General features: G+C 61.8%; 20 protein-coding genes. 7 read left to right on the forward strand and 13 right to left on the reverse strand.

Annotated features, from left to right (window positions below; genetic code table 11):
• Nucleotides 1–20: 20 nt before the first annotated feature.
• From CW354_RS05645 to CW354_RS05660, 4 genes are read right to left on the reverse strand one after another with little or no spacing between them, the layout of a single operon-like run.
• Complete coding sequence (locus CW354_RS05645; protein WP_104829081.1) at nucleotides 21–1175, reverse strand: acyl-CoA synthetase family protein; 1155 nt, start codon at nucleotides 1173–1175, stop codon at nucleotides 21–23.
• Entirely contained in the window at nucleotides 1172–2029 is an 858-nt protein-coding gene (locus tag CW354_RS05650; RefSeq protein ID WP_104829082.1) for an aminotransferase class IV, read from the reverse strand. Before CW354_RS05650 ends, CW354_RS05645 begins: the two co-directional genes overlap by 4 nt.
• A 3-nt stretch (nucleotides 2030–2032) precedes the next feature.
• On the reverse strand, nucleotides 2033–2605 hold the full coding sequence (locus tag CW354_RS05655) for an anthranilate synthase component II (RefSeq protein ID WP_104829083.1): 573 nt from the start codon (nucleotides 2603–2605) through the stop codon (nucleotides 2033–2035).
• Entirely contained in the window at nucleotides 2602–3945 is a 1344-nt protein-coding gene (locus CW354_RS05660; RefSeq protein ID WP_104829084.1) for an anthranilate synthase component I family protein, read from the reverse strand. Before CW354_RS05660 ends, CW354_RS05655 begins: the two co-directional genes overlap by 4 nt.
• 134 nt (nucleotides 3946–4079) lie before the next feature.
• Here CW354_RS05660 and CW354_RS05665 point away from each other — a divergent pair, with 134 nt between their 5' ends.
• The gene (locus tag CW354_RS05665) at nucleotides 4080–5204 is read left to right on the forward strand and encodes an AI-2E family transporter (RefSeq protein ID WP_104829085.1); all 1125 of its coding nucleotides are present in this window, start codon (nucleotides 4080–4082) and stop codon (nucleotides 5202–5204) included.
• Here CW354_RS05665 and CW354_RS05670 read toward each other — a convergent pair.
• On the reverse strand, nucleotides 5201–6097 hold the full coding sequence (locus CW354_RS05670) for a hydrogen peroxide-inducible genes activator (RefSeq protein WP_104829086.1): 897 nt from the start codon (nucleotides 6095–6097) through the stop codon (nucleotides 5201–5203). The two genes, CW354_RS05665 and CW354_RS05670, sit on opposite strands and share 4 nt — an antisense overlap.
• Before the next feature lie 159 nt (nucleotides 6098–6256).
• On the opposite strand from CW354_RS05670, the gene CW354_RS05675 reads away from it, so the two are divergent.
• The 3 genes from CW354_RS05675 (at nucleotide 6257) to CW354_RS05685 (ending at nucleotide 8092) form a co-directional block, all read left to right on the forward strand.
• Entirely contained in the window at nucleotides 6257–6802 is a 546-nt protein-coding gene (locus tag CW354_RS05675) for a peroxiredoxin (RefSeq protein ID WP_104829087.1), read from the forward strand.
• Nucleotides 6803–6880: 78 nt separating this feature from the next.
• Nucleotides 6881–7414, forward strand: a complete 534-nt coding sequence (ahpD, locus tag CW354_RS05680) for an alkylhydroperoxidase, AhpD family (RefSeq protein WP_104829088.1) — start codon at nucleotides 6881–6883, stop codon at nucleotides 7412–7414.
• A gap of 81 nt (nucleotides 7415–7495) precedes the next feature.
• A complete protein-coding gene (locus tag CW354_RS05685) occupies nucleotides 7496–8092 on the forward strand; it encodes a hypothetical protein (protein WP_104829089.1) in 597 nt (198 codons plus the stop codon).
• A 6-nt stretch (nucleotides 8093–8098) separates the two neighbouring features.
• Here the strand turns inward: CW354_RS05685 and CW354_RS05690 are convergent, their stop codons facing one another.
• Both CW354_RS05690 and CW354_RS05695 read right to left on the reverse strand, forming a co-directional pair.
• Entirely contained in the window at nucleotides 8099–9094 is a 996-nt protein-coding gene (locus tag CW354_RS05690; RefSeq protein ID WP_104829090.1) for a class I SAM-dependent methyltransferase, read from the reverse strand.
• Nucleotides 9095–9200: 106 nt separating this feature from the next.
• A complete protein-coding gene (locus tag CW354_RS05695) occupies nucleotides 9201–12227 on the reverse strand; it encodes a TonB-dependent receptor plug domain-containing protein (protein ID WP_104829091.1) in 3027 nt (1008 codons plus the stop codon).
• 590 nt (nucleotides 12228–12817) lie between these two features.
• On the opposite strand from CW354_RS05695, the gene CW354_RS05700 reads away from it, so the two are divergent.
• Both CW354_RS05700 and CW354_RS22990 read left to right on the forward strand, forming a co-directional pair.
• Nucleotides 12818–13678 (forward strand): alpha/beta fold hydrolase, encoded by an 861-nt coding sequence (locus CW354_RS05700; RefSeq protein WP_104829092.1) that lies wholly within the window; start codon nucleotides 12818–12820, stop codon nucleotides 13676–13678.
• A 49-nt stretch (nucleotides 13679–13727) separates the two neighbouring features.
• Complete coding sequence (locus tag CW354_RS22990) at nucleotides 13728–14255, forward strand: hypothetical protein (protein ID WP_133162194.1); 528 nt, start codon at nucleotides 13728–13730, stop codon at nucleotides 14253–14255.
• A 30-nt stretch (nucleotides 14256–14285) separates the two neighbouring features.
• On the opposite strand, the gene CW354_RS05710 is transcribed toward CW354_RS22990, so the two are convergent.
• Genes CW354_RS05710 through cysG form a run of 6 tightly spaced genes read right to left on the reverse strand, consistent with a single transcriptional unit; the run spans nucleotide 14286 to nucleotide 19456 of the window.
• Nucleotides 14286–15029, reverse strand: coding sequence for a phosphoadenylyl-sulfate reductase (locus tag CW354_RS05710; RefSeq protein WP_104829094.1), 744 nt, complete (start codon nucleotides 15027–15029; stop codon nucleotides 14286–14288).
• A 10-nt stretch (nucleotides 15030–15039) separates the two neighbouring features.
• Nucleotides 15040–15504, reverse strand: coding sequence for a DUF934 domain-containing protein (locus tag CW354_RS05715; protein ID WP_165793547.1), 465 nt, complete (start codon nucleotides 15502–15504; stop codon nucleotides 15040–15042).
• On the reverse strand, nucleotides 15491–17146 hold the full coding sequence (locus CW354_RS05720) for a nitrite/sulfite reductase (RefSeq protein ID WP_104829096.1): 1656 nt from the start codon (nucleotides 17144–17146) through the stop codon (nucleotides 15491–15493). Before CW354_RS05720 ends, CW354_RS05715 begins: the two co-directional genes overlap by 14 nt.
• Nucleotides 17146–17760: a glutathione S-transferase family protein gene (locus tag CW354_RS05725; RefSeq protein WP_104829097.1), complete on the reverse strand. Its 615-nt coding sequence runs from the start codon at nucleotides 17758–17760 to the stop codon at nucleotides 17146–17148. The genes CW354_RS05720 and CW354_RS05725 overlap by 1 nt, the downstream gene beginning before the upstream one ends.
• Nucleotides 17757–18044, reverse strand: a complete 288-nt coding sequence (locus tag CW354_RS05730; RefSeq protein ID WP_104829098.1) for a DUF2849 domain-containing protein — start codon at nucleotides 18042–18044, stop codon at nucleotides 17757–17759. Before CW354_RS05730 ends, CW354_RS05725 begins: the two co-directional genes overlap by 4 nt.
• Entirely contained in the window at nucleotides 18041–19456 is a 1416-nt protein-coding gene (gene cysG / locus CW354_RS05735) for a siroheme synthase CysG (RefSeq protein WP_104829099.1), read from the reverse strand. The genes CW354_RS05730 and cysG overlap by 4 nt, the downstream gene beginning before the upstream one ends.
• Nucleotides 19457–19718: 262 nt before the next feature.
• Between cysG and gcvA the strand changes: the two genes are divergently transcribed.
• Nucleotides 19719–20654 (forward strand): transcriptional regulator GcvA, encoded by a 936-nt coding sequence (gene gcvA, locus CW354_RS05740; protein ID WP_104829100.1) that lies wholly within the window; start codon nucleotides 19719–19721, stop codon nucleotides 20652–20654.
• Nucleotides 20655–20880 lie beyond the last annotated feature (226 nt).

A 20880-nucleotide genomic window follows, 5' to 3' on the forward strand; every position in this document is an offset into this window, starting at 1 on the left:
CGGCGACAACGCCCCGGCGCCTATTCCGCTTCGAAATTATAAATCTGCGGGCGTTCCTGCTGGCGCAGATTGGCGCGGCACCAGACATCGATGTCGCGCGCCGTGCGTTCGTTCGCCTGAACCTTTTCCGCAAGAACAATATTGGCGATCAGCCGCGCGGCGCCGTCATTGCGCCGCCCCACCGCGACCCGGCAATCTTTTATGAGCGGATGCTCGCGCAAGGCCGCCGCCACCGCATCGGGAAACACGTTGACGGCGCCGATCTGGATCGCGCCGTCGCGCCGGCCGGCCAGGGTGAACCCGCGCTCTCCAGTCCAGTTGAGGCTGTCCATGGCTTCGATGCGCCGCGAGCTTCCGTCAGGACTGACGCGCAAGAGATCATCGCCGTCCTTGCGCCAGTGATCGAACAGAACGAAAGCCTCGCCCGGCGAGTCGCGCCAGGCGATCAGGCCCGTTTCCGTCGATCCGTAAAGCTCGCGCAACACGCCGAAACCGCTTTTGCGCATTTCCGCGGCGAGATCCGGCGTCATGGGCTCGCCGAAAGAGACGGCGAGCGTGTTGTCCGGCGCTTTCAGTTCTTCCTGCATCATGTAGCGCCAGAGAGTCGGGGTCGCCACAAGCACGTCCCCGAAAAGAAGGTTTTTCGATAAGGCGTCAGGCGTCATGCCGCGTGCATCGACCGATTCGATGCACAAAAGATTGGGCGTCAGGATCGACAGCTCAAGACCCAACAGGCTGTGCGGCGCGACGAAAGACAACAGCCGCCGGCGCCCGTAAAGCACGTTGGCCGCCGCCGCCGCATCCTGAAAAATCTCATCTGCAGGGTGAACATGGGCGGTGTCATGATTGCTGCGCGCGGCCGGCTTGAAGGAAAAAGCCGTCAGCTTTTCCTTGAGCGCGACGGCTATGTCCTTCGCCCAGTCGGCGATTTTCTCCGCGGGGCGTTCTTCCAGAAACGCCGGATCGAGCCCGAATTGCGCCGCCGCCCGGCGCGCGCAGGCGCGCTTCTCCTCCTCGCCCAGCGACATGCCGCCCTGGCCCATCTGCGTGTCCTCCGTCCAGGAGGCGATGGTCAGAAAGTCCACATGGCGGTTGAAGCGCCGGGCCAGTTCGTCCGCCGCAGCGGCGCCGATCACGCGCGCGATCTGCGCTTCATCGAGAGAAAAAGCCTTCACTGCCCCGCCCGCCCTTCAAGATCACGTTTCATGGCCTCGCCATAGCATGATTGCAGGCGTTTCAGCACCTGCGCCTCCCCGTCCGGCGCGCCGCCGCGGAGCGCCGCAGGGCGCAATCCCACAAGGCTGTTGGTCACGAACAGCGCCGCCCCGTCGAGGTCTTTCGCTTCAACCGGCGCTTCGCGCATTTCAACGCCCGCCGCCCCTGCGTTTTCGAGAAGAACGGCGCGCACGATCCCCGGCAACGCGCCCTCGCTCACGGGCGGGGTCGTCACGCTCTCTCCGCGGATCAAGAAGATATTCGCCGCCGAAGCGCAAGCGATTCGCCCGGCGCTGTTCAGCATGAGCGCGTCGTCCGCGCCGGCCTCTGTGGCCTGCGCGCGCGCGAGAATATTGTCGAGATAGTTGAGGGTCTTCCAGCGCGAGGCGGCGCTCAATTCGTTGCGGCGCTGGCGGCTGACGATGAACCGCAATGCTTCCGCCCCGTCCGGCGGCGCATAGGCGTCCGCGGTCGCAAGCAGGGTCGGCTTCGCGACGCCTTTGGCGACCACAAGCCCGCGCGGGCCGACGCCCCGGGTCAGGGTCAGCCGCGCCGAGGCGAAGCCTTCCTGCGCCTCATTGCGCCTGGCGAGTTCGGCAAGCGCGCCCGCGATTGCCGCTTCGTCGATCTTCGCCTCGATGCCGAGCGCCTCGGCGCCGGCGCGCATGCGCGCCAGATGCGCCGATAAAAACGCCGGAAGGCCGCCGGAGAGGAGGATCGTCTCGAAGACGCCGTCGCCCAGCAGGAAGCCGCGATCGGCGATGTCGATCGCCGTGCTGTCTTCGCGATATGCGCCGTTGAGCCAAAAAGCCATGGCCTATCCTCGCCCGCAAAACTTGAGAAAATTTTGAATGATTCGCCGGCCGTGCGGGGTCAGGAGCGATTCCGGGTGAAACTGCACGCCGAACCAGGGCCGGCTTTCATGAGCGACCCCCATCAGCTCGCCGTCGCCGCTCCAGGCGGTTTCGCGCAACGGCCCGTCCGGCGCCGGAACCGCGATGAGCGAGTGATAACGCCCGGCCATCATCGGCGAGGGGACGCCGGCGAAAACGCCGCGCCCGTCATGGCGCACCTCGCTCGCCTCGCCATGCAGCGGATGGCCGGCGCGGCGCGTCTCGCCCCCGAAAATTTCAACCAGCCCCTGATGGCCGAGACAGACGCCCAAGAGCGGGATTGCGCCATCGAGCGCACGCATAAGGTCTTTCGAAACGCCGGCGTCCGAGGGCGTTTTCGGTCCCGGCGAAATGATCACGCCATCAGGATTGAGAGCAAGACAGTCTTCAACATCCGCCGCGTCATTGCGCATGAGCACGGTTTCATGGCCCGCCTCGCGCACATAGCGGGCGAGATTGTTCACGAAGGAATCGTAATTATCGATGATGAGGATCATGAGAACGCCTCGTCATCAACGCCAAGGGCGGCGAGCGCGCCGCGCGCCTTGACGAGGGTTTCGTCATATTCGCCTTGCGGGTCGGAGCGCAGGGTGACGCCCCCGCCCACGGGCAAAGTCACCCGCCGCCCCTCAACCATCAGGGTGCGGATCGCCACGGCGACGTCCGCCCCGCCGCGGTCGTCGAAATAGCCGACAGCGCCGCAATAAGGCCCGCGCCCGACGCCCTCAATGCGGGCGATGGCGTGCATCGCCTCAATCTTCGGCGCGCCGGTGATGGATCCGCATGGGAACAGCGCGGCGAAAATATCGTCGACGCCGGCGTCCGCGCGCAAAAGACCGCTGATGCGCGAGACCAGATGATGCACATTCGCAAGGCTCATCAGCTCGCAGACCGCATCCTCGCGGATCGTCCCGTCCCGGCAGATGCGGGAGAGATCATTGCGCAAAAGATCGGCGATCATGATGTTTTCGGCGCGGTCCTTGGGGTCGGCGAGGAGGTCGCCGGCGAGCGCGGCGTCTTCCGCCGGCGTCTTCCCGCGCGGGCGCGTGCCCTTGATCGGTTCGGCGACGATGCGGCGCGCGCCATAGGCGCCGTCCTCGATGCGGAAAAAACGCTCCGGCGAATTGGAGACGACGGCGCCCGTTTCATATTGCAGGAGCGCGCCGTGAAACGCGTTGCTTGCCGCGGCGAGCTTGCGGAAAAGATCGAACGCCGAAACCGGCGTCTTTGCGTCCGCGCGCAATTGCTGCGACAGGTTCGCCTGATAGTAATCGCCGTCGAGTATGTTCTCGATCGCTTCGCCCACGGCGGCGCGATAGCGGGCCGCCGTGAAATTCGACGCAACGTCCTCATAAGCGGGAGACCCGACGGGCCCGAGCGCATCGCGCCCCAGCGCGTCGCGCAAGGCTCGGCAGGCTGTCTCATTCCGCCCGACAACAAACGCCTTGCGCTTGCCCCGTGAAAACAGCGCCGCCGCATCATAAAGCCCGAGCGCAACATCGGGCAGCGAAAAGGGCGAGGCCGGCGGCTTGAGGCTCGGCTCGAAAAACCGCGCCGCCTCATAGCCGACAAAGCCGAGCGCGCCGGAAACGAATGGCAGGCCGTCGAATTCTTCGATTTTCGGCAGCGCGCGCTCGGCGAGCGCCGCATCGAGCGCCGGGAACGGGTCGTCGCCGCCCTTTTCGGCGGCGAGCACCGAAGCGGGAAAGGCCGCAATCACCGACCAGTCGGCGCGTGCGGACCGATCGCCGCCATGGAGGAGATGGGCGTGCGCCTCGCCGGCCAGCGGCGCGAAAGCGCTGAAAGGATCGCGCCAGTCGATTTCCCATAAAATCATCGCGCCTGTCTAGCGGCGGGCCGGTCCGAAAGGAAGCGCCCGCAATGCAGTGAAATCCGGCATTGGCGCGAAGGACGCTGGCGCGGACGCGCAAATCGGCCTAACCGCGTTGATGAGCGAAAGGAGGCCGGTCCATGGCGCACGCCGCCGGACAAAATGTGGCGCGCACATTCTACAGCATGGCGGTCGCCGTCCTGTTCGGCTTCATCGCTTATGTGGGACGCGGGGTCCTCATCCCCTTCGTGGTCGCCGCTTTCTTATGCTTTCTGATTTTCACGCTGAAAGAGAACGTCAAGCGCATCCCGGTGGTCGGCAATTACCTGCCCGACTGGGCCGGTTATCTGTTCGCGTTTATTCTCATTGGCTTTGGGATGGTGCTGTTCGTCGAGATCATCCGGTCGAATGTGGAGACGCTGCTCGAGGCGTGGCCAAGTTATGAGCAGCGCCTGCGCGCGCTCGGCGGGGACATGATCGGGTTTTTCCGGACTATCGATTTCCTGCCGCGCGAGCTCCTCGGCGGCGTCGAACAGATTCAGCAATCGGCCCTCGACCTCATCCGCCCGCTCCTGTCCCGGGCGGCGGGGAGCTTGCGCTCCTTAACCTCGAATTTCCTCACCTTCATCACGGTTTTTCTTTATCTCGTTTTCATGCTGATCGAGCGCGGGCGCATCTTCAAAAAGATCACCCTTTTAGGGGCCGACGAGCGCCAGCGCCGCATCATCAACGAAACCATCGCCGATATCGGCGTCATGGTGCGCCAGTACATCACCGTCAAAACGCTTTCGAACCTTGTCACGGCGAGCATGAGCTATGCGATCATGCTGATCATCGGCGTGCAGTTTGCAGGCTTCTGGGCGCTATTGATTTTCGTTTTGAATTACATCCCGATTTTCGGCGCCGCCTCGGCGATCACCCTGCCTGTCCTTTTGTCGCTGGTGCAGCCCGATGGCGGCGGCGTCAAAATGGCGCTGATCGCCGCGGTCAGCCTTATCGGCGCGGAGCAGGTCATGTCGAACGGCATCGAGCCGCGCATTGTCGGGCGCTCGCTCAATCTAAGTCCGCTCGTCATCCTCTTTTCCTTGAGCGTGTGGGGCTCTCTCTGGGGCTTTGCGGGCCTCCTTTTGAGCGTTCCCATCACCGTGACGGTGATGATCGTCCTGTCGCAATTCCGCTCCACGCGGCCAGTGGCGATCATGATGTCGGACAATGGCGACATCGCGAAGATCAAGCACCCGCTCCCAGAGCCCAAGACGCCTTAAGTCATCACCTTTTTGAACTCTTCGGCCATGGCGAGCGCTTCTTCCTTGCGTCCCGAACCGTGGCGCCAGGCGACCCCGATCTTGCGCGACGGGGCGGGCTTGGCGAAAGGAATGGTTTTCAGTCCGGCGCTTTTGGCGAGGCCGTCTTTCACCGCCATATCGGGCAACAACGTGGCGCCGAGCCCCGCCTTGGCCATCTGCGCAATCGTGAAAAGGCTCGTTCCGCCGAAAGAGGCGGCGGCGTCGCGCTCGCGCAATTCGCAGGCGTCGATCGCATGCTCGCGCAGACAATGGCCGTCTTCAAGCAGGAGCAGCTCGCAATGGCGGATGTCATCGCGTTTCACCGACTTTTTATCCGCAAGCGGATGATCCGGCGCGCAGGCGAACCAGAATGGATCGTCGCCGATCTCGACAACATCCATGCCGGGCAAATCATAGGGAAAAGCCAGAACCGCCGCATCCACAAGACCGGCCGCCAGCCGCTCGGCGAGCGTCGCCGTCAGATCTTCGCGCAAATAAAGCTCCAGTTTCGGAAAGGCTTTTTTCAGCGTCTTCGTCGCTTTGGGCAAAAGAAACGGCGCGATGGTCGGGATGACGCCGAGCGTGAACGGGCCTTCCAGCGGATGGCGCCCGCTCGCCGCACGCACCAGATCCTCAGCCCCGGCGAGGAGCGCCGGCGCGCGCGCCGCAACCTCCTCCCCCGCCGGCGTGAGCGCGAAAGAGCGCGTGGAGCGGTCAACAAGCTGCTGGCCGGTGAGCGCCTCCATCTCCTTGATGGCTGAGGACAGCGTCGATTGCGACACCAGGCAGTCGTCGGCGGCCTTGGAGAAAGACGCGCGGCGCACGAGCGCCATGAAGAACTGGAGCTGGCGAAGGGTCGGCAAGGGCGTCATTTCATTGGCCTTTTCAGCAATTCGAGATAATCGGTTAAATCGATATAATTCAGAAATATAATCTATTTGATTAATTTTCCAAGAGCGTTATGTAACCCTTGCGGCTCGCGGACAGAGCCCTTTACGAGATTTAGATTGAACGCAAAAAGGAGACCTTGAATGTTAGGCGTCGGCGATAAACTTCCCGATTTTTCCGTTGTGGGCGTCAAGCCCGGCTTTAACACCCATGAAGAAAACGGCGAGTCCGCGTTTGAAGACATTACGCAGGACAGCTTTTCCGGCAAATGGAAGATCATTTATTTCTATCCGAAAGACTTCACTTTCATCTGCCCCACCGAGATCGCCGAATTCGGCCGTCTCAACAAAGAATTCGCCGACCGCGACGCGGTCGTGATGGGCGGCAGCACCGACAACGAATTCTGCAAGCTCGCCTGGCGCCGCGATCATCCGGATCTCGACAAGCACCCGGCCTGGTCCTTCGCCGACACGACGGGCGCGCTCGTTGACGGCCTCGGCATCCGCGCGCCGGAAGGCGTTGCGCTGCGCGCGACCTTCATCGTCGACCCGCATAATGTGATCCAGCATGTCACGGTCAACGGCCTCAATGTCGGCCGCAACCCGGCCGAGACGCTGCGCATTCTCGACGGCCTGCAGACCGACGAACTGTGCGCCTGCAACCGCCCGGTCGGCGGCGACACGCTCTAACACGAGACCACAGCAGGGGCGCGCGCGGCCGTCAAAGCGCCGCCGCGCCCTTTTTGCATCCAAAGAAAGGAGACGACCATGAGCATTGACGCTCTGCGCGATCAAATCCCCGATTACGCCAAAGACATCCGCCTCAATCTCGGCACGCTCGCCTCGGAATCGACTCTGAGCGACCAGCAGAAATGGGGCGCGTTCCTCGCCTCCGCCCTCGCCGCCGGCAATGCAACCGTGATCAAGGCGGTGCTCGCCGAAGTTGAGGACAAGCTGTCGCCGGAAGCGCTGACCGCCGCCAAGGCCGCGGCCGCGATTATGGGCATGAACAATGTCTATTACCGCGCAACGCATCTGATGTCGGCGAAAGACTATGCGTCGATGCCGGCGAAGCTAAGGATGAACGTCATTGGCAATCCCGGCGTCGACAAGGTCGACTTCGAGCTCTGGTCGCTCGCGGTCTCCGCCATCAATGGCTGCGGCATGTGCCTCGATGCTCATGAAAAAGTCGTGCGCAAGGGCGGGCTCTCCACCGAGCAGGTGCACGCGGCCCTCAGGATTGCAGCGTCAGTCCACGCCGCCGCCGCCGTCCTCACCGCCGAAGCCGCGCTCAATTCATAAAAGCCCTCCCCGGGCCGCGCTGGCGCTTGAAGCCCGGCGCGGCTAAACTCCTCCCGGCCCAAACAGCCGGGAGGAGTTTTTATGAGCATGCAGACCGGACCCTTCGCCAAAACCAGGTTCGCCCGCAAAATAGCGCTGACCGCCGGCGCGGCTTTGATCGGCCTTGCCGGCGCGGCCTTCGCTGCGGCGCCCGATCCCATCGCCCATTGCCGGGAAAGCTCGGCGGACAAGGATGCGCGCATCGCCTGCCTCGAGGCGGCGATCGCCGATCTGACGGGCGGCGACGCACTCGCCGAGGCTGAGTCGACGGCGCCCGCCCGAACCGCGGCCGCCGAGACGCAGGCGCCGGACGCGGACGCGCCGACCGGGCTTGGCGCGGAACAGGTGGCGGCGCGGATCGAGCGCGAGCGCCCAGAGGACGACGAAAGCAAGGAAAAGAAAAAAGAAGAAGAGACCCTCACCGCAACCGTGGAGGATTACGCGGTCGCGGCGGACAAGTCCTACATTCTTTTCCTCGATAACGGCCATGTCTGGCGCCAGACCGCGAAAGCCAATGCGCGGGTGCGGCTCTATCCCGGCAAGGATTATACGGTGACCATCAAGAAGGGCCTGCTCAGCGGCTATCGCGTGACCATCAACGAAATCCACCGCACCTTCATCGCTGAGCGGATCAAATAGTCCCTTTTAAGCGCGCTTGAGGCCGACAAGGGTCCAGGCCGCAGGCCTCGATGGCGATCCCATTTCGAGGATCGCCGGCGCCCCCGCCTCAACGCCGGCGCCTTGAAGCCGCTCTTTCAGCGACGCCATATCGCTTTGCGATTGCGCCGCCGCGAGCATGGAGCTCATGCGGTGTTCATAAGCGCCAAGTTCGAATTCGCCGCGATCGATCCAAGTCTCAATATCCTGCGGGGCGTAGGCCTTAAGGCGCGGATACATATGCGCGAGATCGGCGTAAATCCTTTGAAGAAAGGCCAGCGCGGCGACCTGGGGGCTTTCTTTAATGAGCGTCTTCGCGCCTTCGACCGCCTCCCCGAAGGCTTTATTCGCAGTCTGATAGGCCGATTGCGGCGCCCGCCCGGCGAGGACGGCGAACCCGGCCCGGAACGCCTCTTTCGCCCTTGAGAGCAGTTCAATTTCCTCGATCCCGCGCACAATGGAAAGATTGGCTGCGCATTCATCGGCGATGGCGCCGCCTTTCAAATGAACGACAGCCGCGAAATGACCGCCAGGCCGGAGGACGCGCGCCGCCTCTTTGAAGGCGTCAGGCCCGGCATATTCAAGACCGAACTGGCTGACGGCGATGTCGTAGCTGTCCGGCGCCAGCGGCAAGGCGGCGCAATCTGCAGCGAAGCCGGCGGCGCTTTCCGGCAGCATCTGCAGGGCGCTCGAAACGGCGGCCGCTGAATAATCCGTGCAGTGAATAGAAAGCGGCGCGCCGCGCTCATTCGCCAAGGCCGCCGCCTGTGCGGAAACAGCGCCGGCGCCGCAGGCCGCGTCGAGCATCATCGCCGGCGCCGGTTCGAGGCGGGAACCGAAAAAGCCGGTCCAGAAGTCGTCAAGCGCCGGCCCTTTGGCGCCGCCTGCAAGAACCGCCGCCTGCGGGTCGCGCGCATCGACTCCCGCGGCTTTGGCGCCGCGCCAGTAGGCGCGCCAACTCTCAACATCCTGGGACTTGGTCATGATTGTTCAAAGACTTGCAGGATCGGCGCGCGCGCGCAAGCGCCCGTTAAAAAAAACGGCGGGCTCCCAAAGGGAGCCCGCCGCAGACTTGATTGGTCGTCTTCGCTTAGAAGTTGAGCGTGATGCCGCCGAAGACGTAACGGCCAAGCGCGTCGTAAACGCCCGGGAAGGTGTTGCCGTTGCCGAAGATCGACGGACCGGCCGAAGACGTGAGCGGCGGTTCTTTGTCAAGCACGTTGTTGACGCCGAAGCGCAGGGTCACGTTTTCGTTCACCGGATGGATCGCGGCGAAGTCGACATAGTTGACTGCATCGAAGGTCTCCGGACCGCCGACGCCGCCAAGGTAGCGCCAGAAGACGGAGATATCCGTGCCCCAGGGCGCGCCCCAAGTGGTGCGGAGGTTCGACGTCCACTCAGGCCGCGGCGCGCCGCAAGCCGAAGAGAAGATGCCTTCGCAGTTGTCCACCGGACCGCCCGGGAACTGCTGCTGCTCAAACGACATCAGGTAAGTAGCGTTCCAGTGGAAGTTGAGATCGCCATAGCCGGTGTCCAGACCGTATTGGGCATTGAAGTCGATGCCCGTGGTTTTGAAGAAACCAAGGTTCTGGTCCGTGGCCACAATGTTGTCCTGACCCAGCCACAGCGTGCCGTTGCCGGTGACGCCGCGGTTGATGTAACCGCAAAGTGTCGGATCGCCTGAGTCGAGACACTGGTTGAGGATCGTCGCCGGATCGACCGGGCCGATCGCGTCCTGGACGTCGATCGAATACCAGTCAACCGTAAGGTTGAAGCCCGGAATCGCCGCCGGCGTCAGCACCACGCCGGCCGAGAAGGTGTCGGATTTCTCAGGCGACAGGTTCGGGTTGCCGCCGAACAGAGCGTTGAACTGACCGGCCGGCGAGTCGGCGATCGAGCCATATTGCGACGCCGTAACGCCGGTGTTCGCGCACTGCGCCTGCGTCGCCGACGGCATCGGACCGGCGCAGGGATCGAACGCCGTGATATCGTCAGACGTATCGTCCGGCGTACCGCTGTCGCTGATCGTGATTTCGTCAAGGTCGAACAGGCCGATGCCTGACGGACGGAACAGTTCGCGGATGTTCGCGTGACGAACCGCGCGCTGGTAAGACCCGCGGAACATGACATCTTCAGTCGGCCGCCATTGAAGGGCGAACTTGTAGGTGTTGGTGTCAACATCCGTCGAATAGGTCGAGTAGCGATAGCCGGCGTCAAGAGAGAGATCCTCAAAGAACTCGCGTCCCTGCACAAGCGGGATGCTCCATTCCGTGAAGAATTCATAGACGTCGAGACGGCCTTGAGCGGGGTTGGTCGGCCCGCCCTGGCCCGCGCCGTCGCCGGACGTGAAGCCGGTGTCGGGCTCGTAATCGAGAAATTCTTCGCGATATTCGAAACCGAACGCAGACTGTACGCCTTCTTCCGCCCACGGAGCCTGGAAGCCGTAGCTGGTCAGGTCGCCGCTGACAAAGCCGACGATGTTCGTCTGCTCCGTGCCGCCGCGCGCAAAGAGCGGCTTGATGAGGTAATTGAGCGCCGCCGGCGTAACATCGGCGCCGCCCGGCGTGAAGATGTTCCACGGCACGCAGTTAGGATCGGAACCATCAACCACCGATTGGCAGACCGCGTTGCCCGAGCCGTCATCGACGACATTGAGCGCGCGCTGGATGTTCGTGATCGACAGCTCGTTGCGGTAGACGTTGGTGAAGCTGTTTTCACCGTAATTGAGATAGACGTCATAGTTCCAGTTGTCGTCGATCTCGCCGCGAACGCCAGTCACCACGCGCCAGGTCGTGTGACGCAGGTCGCTTTGACGCGGACCACCTTCGACGTTCCGGCGGCCGATGAACACGTTCTGCGAATCCGACGGCGTCAGACCGTAATCGCCGCAGACCGCGTCGAACTGCTGGGAGGTAAGGAACGGGTTGCCGCAAGACAGCGACGACGTCACGAAGAAGGCGCCCGAAGGAGCAATCTGCGCAACCGTGCGGTCGTCCATGAAGCCGACTTCCATATAGACGTCGGCGTGGCGGTTGATTTCGTAATGCGCGAAGCCGCCAAGCGTGATGCGCTCATCCGGACGCTGATAATAGTTCAGCGGGCCGTAGTTGTAGAGGTCGCCGCCGCCAAAGTCGCGGAAGTCGCCCGATGACTGATCGACCGTGAAGTCGAAGCCCGGGATGTCCTGAACCGGCGTGACGCCGTCATCTTCGAAGACCGGCATGTCGTCATCGTCAAGAAGCTGCGGGAACGTGCCCGGCGCAGCCGTGGCGAGACCGAAATCCGTGAAACGGCCCTCCGGGATCGTCGAGGAGCCGCCGCAATCGAAGCTGCCGGCCGTTCCTTGCAGCGCACAAGCGGAATAGTCGCGCTCGCTTTGCAGGACCGGCTTGACAGTGCGGTAGCCGGCATACGCCGTGACGTTGCCGCGGCCGTCGCCGGTGTTCGCGCCGATGATGGCGGTGATTTCATGCGTGCCGCCGCCCCAGGTGCTGCCCGACGGCGTCTGGAAGCCGGCGCCCGTCACAACATCCTGGATGGTCTCGTTGTTGTTGTTGTGCTGATAGCCGCCATATTGGTAGTCGATCTTAAAGCCTTCAAAATCATCCTGCATGATGAAGTTGACGACGCCGCCGACCGCGTCCGAACCGTAAGTCGCCGAGGCGCCGCCGGTCAGAACGTCGACGCGCTCAACAAGCCCGCCGGGGATGAAGTTGAGGTCAGGCGCGATGCCGCCGGCGCCCGGCGAACCGGCCGGAAGACGACGGCCGTTCTGCAGAACGAGCGTGCGGACCGTGCCGAGACCGCGAAGGTCGACGGTCGCGGTGCCGGTCGCGCCGTTGGCGTCGCCGGCGGAGTTCGAAGCAAAGACCTGCGGCAGATCGTTCAGGAGGTCTTCGACGCGGATCACGCCGCGATAGCTGAATTCCTCAGCGTTGACCTGGTTGACCGGGCTGGCCCCGACCAGGTTGGCTTGCGGCAGGCGCGAACCGGTGACGATGATCGTGTCATCTGTCGTGGTTTCGTCCTGCGCAACCGCCGGCGCCGCCATCGCAAGCACGGCGCTCGAAAGCACGGTGCCTTGCAGCAACCGACTGATTGTACTGTTGGTTCTCATTTAAGCCCTCCGTTATGGATCCAATGTAATCTTGCCCCGCCTGAGGCGGGGTTTGAGCCCTATTCGTATATGGCTGCGCCCCACACCGATCCGCCCAATAGTGGATTTAGCTCATGGTGTGGACTTTTGCGCCGCCGTATTGGGGTGGACGCTATAAGGAACGTCACAAAACGGTCAACGACAAAAGGCTTAAGGTTACGCGGACATCATTGAAGCGTTCCCTTTCTGCAACAGGTGGCTTCAATGCATTAGCGCTTTATTAGCCTAGGTTAACAGTTTCCTAATCAAAAGCGATGCGTTTTGGCTGAAAATGGTTTTGACCGCTTTTCATGATTCCATTGCCTGCAGCGCGCTTTGCTCTTCTTCATGGGTCGGCGCGCTTTTAAAGGCTCCGAAATTCAATGTCTCGGGAGCCCCCATATGCCGGCCCATCCGAATTGAAGAAAACTACGCCCGGCTTTGAACAGGTCCGGCGCTGGAGCCGCGGCCCGGGCGCGGCTAAACTTGCGCTCGCGCCAGAAGAATGCGGCTTTAGGAACAAACAAGCCGGCCCGCTTAAAAGAAAAGATGTGTCACGAAGGCTGATTTAAATGGAAGATATGGCTAACCGCAAAGACATTCATGTAAATGCAGGCGGCCTGACGCTGCACGGGACAAGACATGCCGGCGGCCCCGGAACGCCGGTAATCTGCCTTCACGGCCTGACCCGCAATGTCAGGGATTTTGAGGACATCGCGCCGCTGATCGCCGGGACCGGGCGCGATGTTATCGCGCTCTCCATGCGGGGGCGCGGCAAGTCCGACTACGACCCCGACTATCTCAACTATCACCCCCTCGCCTATCGCAACGATGTTCTAAAAGCGATGGACGAGCTTGGGATCGCCGAGGCGGTTTTCCTCGGCACGTCGCTCGGCGGCATTGTCACCATGCTGATCAATGACGCCGCGCCGGAGCGGGTGAAGGCGGCCATGATCAACGACGTCGGGCCCGAACTCGCGCCCGAAGGCATCGCGCGAATCGCCAGCTATGTGGGGAAAACCAGCGGGACGGCGGCAAGCCTTGACGCGGCGGCGGCCCAGATTCGCGCCGTCAACGAAGTCGCCTTCCCCGGCAGGGACGAGGATTTCTGGCGAATGTTTGCGCGGCGCACCTTCCGCGAGAACCCGGACGGTTCCTGGTCGCTCGATTACGACCCGAATGTGGGCAAGGCGCTGGCGGAAGTCGGCGCCGCCCCGGATCTCTGGGCGCCGTTTGAAAGCCTCAAGGATACGCCGACGCTGATCATCCGCGGCGCGCTCAGCGACCTCCTGTCGCCGGAAATTGTCGGGAAAATGCGCTCGGTCTATCCGGATTTCGATTTCGCCGAGGTCCCGAATGTCGGCCATGCGCCGACCCTGACCGAACCGGCGGCGTGGGCGGCGATTGAGGGTTTTTTATCAGGCATTTCTTAGCAATCGAAACTTTCGAATGTCACTGTTTTGCAGCAATAGAGATATCGAAATGCAACGACTCATTCTTTTTCCTGCCTTAGCATTCACCTTCACAGCCATTCAACCAAGCAACGCCGCAGAGATAACCAATTTTAAATTAGGGCTCGTTTGCACAAATAATTCAAACGAAAAGAAACTAGGAACTCCCAGCCACATCTGCTTTAACACAACATCTGTGAAAATTACTGGCCAGGGCCGTTGCAATTATAATGAAAAAGAACTGCCGTGCACTTGGTATGGCTTCCAATTCGATTACGACAATGCCCAGCCCGGTGAAAAGCTGCTATGTACCTTAAAAACTAGTGAACAGGTAAACTTCGGAGACCCAAGAGGTGTGGATCAAGAAGCCTCGACTGAATATAGCTATGAGCTGCCGCTAGAGAATAAGCGCGGACATTTTTTCAATCCACAGTACGCACTTCTTAAATATGCAAAAACAAACAAATCAATCGTGAATGAAGAAACGGTTTGCTCACTCAACGGCCGAAAGGTGATTCAATTTAAATTCCGCTTTCTTTATCCGAGACCTGCAGAATAAAACGAAAAACCTATAGGCTAAGCCTTTTTCTCACCGCCCGTGAATGCCGCATTCGGTTTTCGCCGCGCCGCGCCAGCGGCCCGCGCGGATGTCTTCGCCCGCCGCGGCCGGGTGGGTGCAGGGCCAGCAGCCGATGGACGGATAGCCCTGCGCCGTCAGCGGATGCGCGGGCAGGTCGTGCTCTTCGACATAGGCGTCAATGTCTTCCTTTGACCAGCGCGCCAGCGGATTGACCTTGATATGGGTCGGCGAGGCTTCGAAGGCCGGCAGGTGCAGGCGTCCGCCGCCGTGAAACTGCTTGCGGCCCGTAATCCAGGCGCCGAAGTCATCCAATGCGCCGCTTAAGGGCTCGACCTTGCGCAGAGTGCAGCAGGCGTCGGCGTCGTGCTTCCACAGATCGCCTGCGGGATCGCGAAAGGTCAGCGCTTCTTTCGACGGGCGAATATCGCGCACATCGGTGAGACCTAAGCGGTTCGCGAGCTTTTTGCGGTAGCTTAAGGTTTGCGCGAAATGCTTGCCTGTTTCGAGAAAAATCACCGGCAACGATTTGTCGATGCGCGAGACGAGATGCAGCAAGACGGCCGATTCCGCGCCGAAGGACGAAACCAGCGCAATGCGGTCCGGAAACTCTTCCTTGATCGCGGCGCGCAAAATCTCCAGCGCGTCGTCGCCCGCATGTTTCGCGGCGAGCCGGCGCGCCAGCGCCTCGCGCTCGTCATTCGCCGGAGCGCCGGAAACGTCATCCGTTCGCAATGAGGCTGCAGTCGCGCTCATCAAAGCCTCCTTAAGCGGCCGCAGCCCGGTCGAGACGCTTGCGCCAGATCGGCGACGCGTCGTCCGCCGCCGGCTGATAGGCGAAGGAAAACTCCTCAAGCGCCGCGCTCGCCTCGTCGGCATTGGGGCCGGAAAATTCAAAGCCGTTAAAGCCGCAGCGCGCCATGAAGAAAATCTGGTCGCGCAACACGTCGCCACGAGCGCGGATTTCGCCCGTATAGCCGTATCGTTCGCGCAACAGCCGCGCCTGGGAATAGGCCCGCCCGTCCTTGAAGGCCGGGAAGTCGAGGATAATCACGCTGAACCCGTGAAGGTCGCATTTGACGTCGGCGAGCGAGGTGTCGTTCGAGATCGTCAGCGCCGTCGCCTCCGCATGTTCCTGCGGATTGTCGCGCCACGCGTCGAGCGAGACTTCGGCGAGCGGTTCTTCAAGCGCCGGGAGAAGACGGCCGCGGGACAGTTTAAGCAGCTTCATACAAAGCCTCCTTGAAGGGTTCGGCGCCGAGACGGCGATAGGTGTCGAGAAAACGTTCATTGTCCTGGCGGCGCTCGCGATAGACGCCGACGAGCTTTTCAACCGCATCGACAACCTGATCGGAGGAAAGGCCGCGCCCGGCGATCTCGCCCAGCGCCGCGTCTTCGGCGCCGGAGCCGCCGAGCGTCACCTGGTAAAACTCCTCGCCTTTCTTATCGACGCCGAGAATGCCGATATGACCGACGTGATGATGGCCGCAGGCGTTGATGCAGCCCGATATCTTGATCTTGATCTCGCCCAGCTCTTCCTGGCTGTCCAGATCGGCGAAGCGCTCTGAAATGCGCTGGGCGATGGGGATCGAACGCGCATTGGCGAGGGAGCAGTAATCGAGCCCCGGGCAGGCGATGATGTCGCTGACCATACCGATATTGGCGGTCGCGAGATCGGCGTCTTTCAGCGCCGAATAGACTGTATAAAGATCTTCTTTTTTCACATGCGGCAGAACGAGATTCTGTTCGTGGGTCGCGCGGATTTCGTCGAGCGAATATTTCTCGGCGATGTCGGCGACGGCCTCCATTTGTACGTCGGAAATGTCGCCCGGAATGCCGCCGATGGGTTTGAGGGAAATATTGACGATGGCGTAGCCCGGCGCCTTGTGCGCGGCGGTGTTGGCGCGCACCCATCGTGCGAAGTCCTTGTCGGCCGCCTTTTTTTCTTCCAGCGCAGCGCTTTCCTCGGAGAGCTTTTCGAAAGCCGGCGCCGCGAAATAGTCGTTGATACGCGCAATCTCCTCGCGCGGCAGGTCGATGTCCTTGTCCTTGATCTGCGCCCATTCGTCCTCGACCATCTCGGCGAATTTTTCAGCGCCTTCCGAATTGACGAGGATCTTGATGCGCGCCTTGTACATGTTGTCGCGCCGGCCCTCGAGATTGTAAACACGCAGGATCGCTTCGAGATAAGACAAGAGATATTTCTTCGGCAGGAATTTCCGGATCGTGTGACCCACATAGGGCGTGCGGCCGAGGCCGCCGCCAACGATCACTTCGAAACCGGTTTCGCCTTCATCGTTCCTGTAAAGACGAAGACCGATATCGTGGACCTTGACCGCGGCGCGGTCATGCTCCGCCGCCGTCACCGCAATCTTGAATTTGCGCGGCAGGAAGGAGAACTCCGGATGGAAGGTCGACCATTGCCGGATCATTTCGCAATAAGGACGCGGGTCCTCGATCTCTTCGGCCGTGGCGCCGGCATATTGGTCGGACGTCACATTGCGGATGCAGTTTCCGGACGTCTGGATCGCGTGCATCTCGACATCGGCGAGATCGTCGAGAATATCCGGCACGTCTACGAGCGCCGGCCAGTTATATTGAATGTTCTGGCGCGTGGTGAAATGGCCGTAGCCGCGATCGTATTTGCGCGCGACTTCGCCGAGACGCCGCATCTGTTTCGACGACATCGTGCCATAGGGAACGGCGACGCGCAGCATGTAAGCGTGAAGCTGCAGATAGAGACCGTTCATCAGCCGCAAAGGCTTGAACTGGTCTTCGGTGAGCTCGCCGGAAAGACGGCGCGCCACCTGGCCGCGAAACTGCGCGACACGCTCGGCGACCATGGTCGCGTCGAATTCATCGTAACGATACATCAGGCTGCCTCCGCAGAATTGATGCCGAGATCGCGCTCGACGCGCGCGATCCACTGGCGGATGGCGGGATAAGGAACGAGATCGAAGCCGCCTTCATGGGCAAGGCGCGTATAGGCGACGAGGGAAATGTCGGCGAGCGTCAGCTTGTCGCCGACGAGATAGGCGCCGTCTTCGAGCGCGCCCTCCATGAGCGTCAGCGCGGCGGCGCCTTTTTCCATCAGCTTCGGATCGATCTCCGCCTCGGATTTTTTCAGGTAATGCTTGTGAAAACGCCGCACGGCGATGGCGGTCTCATGGGAATATTGCTCCCAGAAAAGCCATTCGAAGACCTTGCCTTGCGCGTAAGGCTCTTCCGGCAGGAGCCCGCCTTTATGGACATTGTTGAGATAAATAATGATCGCGTTCGACTGCGCCAGGACGCGCCCGTCCGGCAGAACGACCGTCGGCACCTGCCCCGCCGGATTCATTTTCAAGAATTCAGGCGTGCGGGTTTCGCCTTCAAGCACGCTGGTTTCGATCCAGTCATAGTCGAGGCCGAGACGATCAGCGGTCCATTTGACCTTGAGGCAATTGCCGCTGATCGCGTCGCCGTAAATTTTCAGCTTCGCGCTCAACTTGACGCCTCCGCCTGATAGCCGAGATCGAGCCGCACGGTGGGGCCGTCCTTGCGGATCGTTTCGCGCAAGGTTTCGCGGCCCGAAGGCGCGCCTGCATCGCTCACTTCGATGAGATAGGCGCCGGCATGTTCGCCCGCGCGCGCTTCGGCGCCGGCGAGCGCAGCTTTTGCGTCGTCATTTTCAAAACGCGCGGCCTTTGTAAGGTCAGACGTCCAGTCGTTGTCATTGGAAAGATAGACGACGACGCCGTCTTCGAGGCGGTTTGCGGTAACGGCCTTCATGCGACGAGCCTTTCTTTTAACGCGAGATCGGCGAGGGTTTCGCCGTCGGCGCGCGCGGCGACCTCGCCGATGACGAGCACGGCCGGGCCTTTGATCCCGCCGGTTTCGATCAGCGCCGCAAGCTCGCCCAGCGCGCCCTTGACGATTTTCTGGTTTTCGCGCGTGCCGTTTTCGATGACGGCGACGGGCGTTTCGGCCCCGCGCCCATGCGCGATGAGCTTGCCGGCGATAGTCTCGGCCTTGGTGACGCCCATATAGACAACGAGCGTGTTTTTAAGCGCCGCCAGCGCCGACCAGTCGAGGGCGGGGTCGGCCTCTCCCTTCGCATGACCGGTCACAAAAGTGACCGCTTGGGCGCAGTCGCGATGGGTGAGCGCCATATTGGCGGCGGCGGCGCATCCGGTCGCGGCGGTGACTCCGGGGGTGACGAAGGCGGGAATACCCGCTTTGCGAAGAGCGTCGAGCTCCTCGCCCCCGCGACCGAAAACAAAAGGATCGCCGCCTTTGAGGCGCACGACCGTTTTTCCCTCGCGCGCCAAAGCAATCAGGCGCGCTTCAATTTCTTCCTGCGGAACCGAATGGTTCGATTTCGCCTTGCCCACATAAAGCCGTTCGGCGTCGCGGCGCGCGAGCGACAGGATGTCATCGCTGACGAGCCGGTCATGGAGAATAACGTCGGCGCGCTGTAAGAGGCGCAGCGCCTTGATGGTGAGAAGATCGGGATCGCCCGGCCCGGCGCCGACAATATGCACAGTCCCGGTTTTTTCTTCCGCCATTTCCTCTGTATGGGGACGGTTGATCAGCGCCAGCATCGCTTCATGGGCGCCTTTTTCATCGCCGGCGAGCACTTGCGCGGCGATGGGGCCGTCGAAAAACGCTTCCCAGAAGCGGCGGCGGTCTTCGCGCGCGATGGTCGCTTTCACCGTTTCGCGATAACGGTCGGCGAAATCGGCGAGGCTCCCGAGCTGCGGCGGCAGCAGCGCCTCGATATCGGCGCGCAGTTTTTTGCCCAACACCGGCGCGGCGCCGCCGGTGGAGATCGAGACCGTCACCCGGCCCCGGTCGATGATCGACGGGGTGGTGAAGTCGCAAAGCGCAGGCTGGTCGACCACATTGAGAAGGACGCCCGCCATGCGCGCGACCTCGGCCCAGCGGCGCGCCTCCGCCTCTTGCGTGTCAGCAATGAAGAGCAGCGCCGCGGCCTCCACGTCGGCCACCACGGGGTCGCGCTCGATAAGCCGCACCTTGCCCTTCAGCTCGGCTAACAGGTCTGCGGAGAATTTCGGTGCGACCAGGCTCAGCGCGGCGTCCGCCGCAAGCATCAGCCGCGCCTTGGCGAGCGCCTCGGCGCCGCCGCCGATAATCAGCACGGAACGGCCTTTTAGGTCGATATGAGCGGGAAAGGCTTTCATATAGATAATCTAATCGACACCTCAGATAGCCGCCCTCTTCCGGCGGCGTCAGCGCGAACCTAGGCCCGCGAATTTCGGCTCTCAATCGATTAATTCTGCCAAAGCTGATAGGTTTTCTGAGAAAATCGCTTATTTTCTGGGCTAATTGTAAATTAGCTGGGCTTATCCAGGCTTCACAAAAGGGTGACGGCCGGAATAGCCCTTGCTTTATTAGCAATGCTATAGGAAGAATACCCTATCTTTCCGAGGGAGGGTCCCTGAAATGAAGCAATTGCCGCCGCTGAACGCCCTGAGGGTCTTTGAAGCCGCCGCCCGCCACTTAAGTTTCACTAAAGCGGCGGAAGAGCTGCATGTCACCCCGGGCGCCGTAAGCCAGCAGATCAAGGCGCTGGAGGACTTTCTCCAGACCCCGGTCTTCCGCCGCCACAAGCGGGCCCTGCTCCTCACCGACGAGGCCCAGGCGAGCCTGCCGATCCTCAGAGAGGGCTTCGACAAGCTGGTGGAAGCGGGGGAGATCCTCGCCAAAAAGGCCGATGCGGGCCGCCTGACGGTCTCGGTCGCGCCCTCCTTCGCCTCGAAATGGCTGGTGCCGCGCCTCGACCGGTTTCAGGAGGCCCATCCCGATATCGACGTCTGGGTCTCGGCCGACATGAATGTGGTGGATTTCGCCGTGGACGACGTGGATATCGCCATCCGCTACGGGCCCGGCCAATATCCCGGCCTCGTCATGGAGCATCTGATGGCGGAAAAGATCGTCCCGGTCTGCAGCCCGCAGCTTCTCACCGGCGAGAACCCGATCAAGACGCCGGCGGATCTCATCCACCACACGCTCCTGCACGATTCCGGCAATGACAAGGATCCCAGTTGCCCGACCTGGCCCATGTGGCTGAAAGCCGCCGGGGTCGATCACAAGGCGGGCGACCGCGGCCTTAAATTCAACCAGTCCTCGCTTGTCATCGAAGCCGCCGTCGCGGGCAAGGGCGTGGCCCTCGCCAAATCGGCGCTGGCGCTGGCGGATCTCGAAGCCGCGCGGCTGGTGATCCCCTTCGACCTGACGACGCCGACGGAGTTTTCCTATTACATCGTCCATCCGCCGTCAAAATCGTCCTCGCCGGCGGTGAAGGCGTTCAAGGCCTGGGTCGCGAAGGAGGCCGCAGAAAGCGTCGACGCGGCGGACGCTCAGGAAGCGGCGGCTTAAGCGGCGTTTAGCGCATCGGACGGTAAATCTGCATCATCCCTTCATCCTGAGGGCGCGCCTTTCAAGCGCCCCCTCAGGATGAAGGATTTTTGCGTCTCGAAGGACGATGATGCAGATTTACCGTCCGATGTGTCGTTCCCGGAAAAAATAACGCCTGCGTCGCGGGGGAACGACGCAGGCGTCCGATAAGCGGCCCCAGGTTGGGGGAGAGAAAGCAGGGCCGCTC

The sequence above is a fragment of the Hyphococcus luteus genome (genome assembly GCF_002943565.1).
GTDB classification, from domain to species: Bacteria; Pseudomonadota; Alphaproteobacteria; order Caulobacterales; family Parvularculaceae; genus Hyphococcus; species Hyphococcus luteus.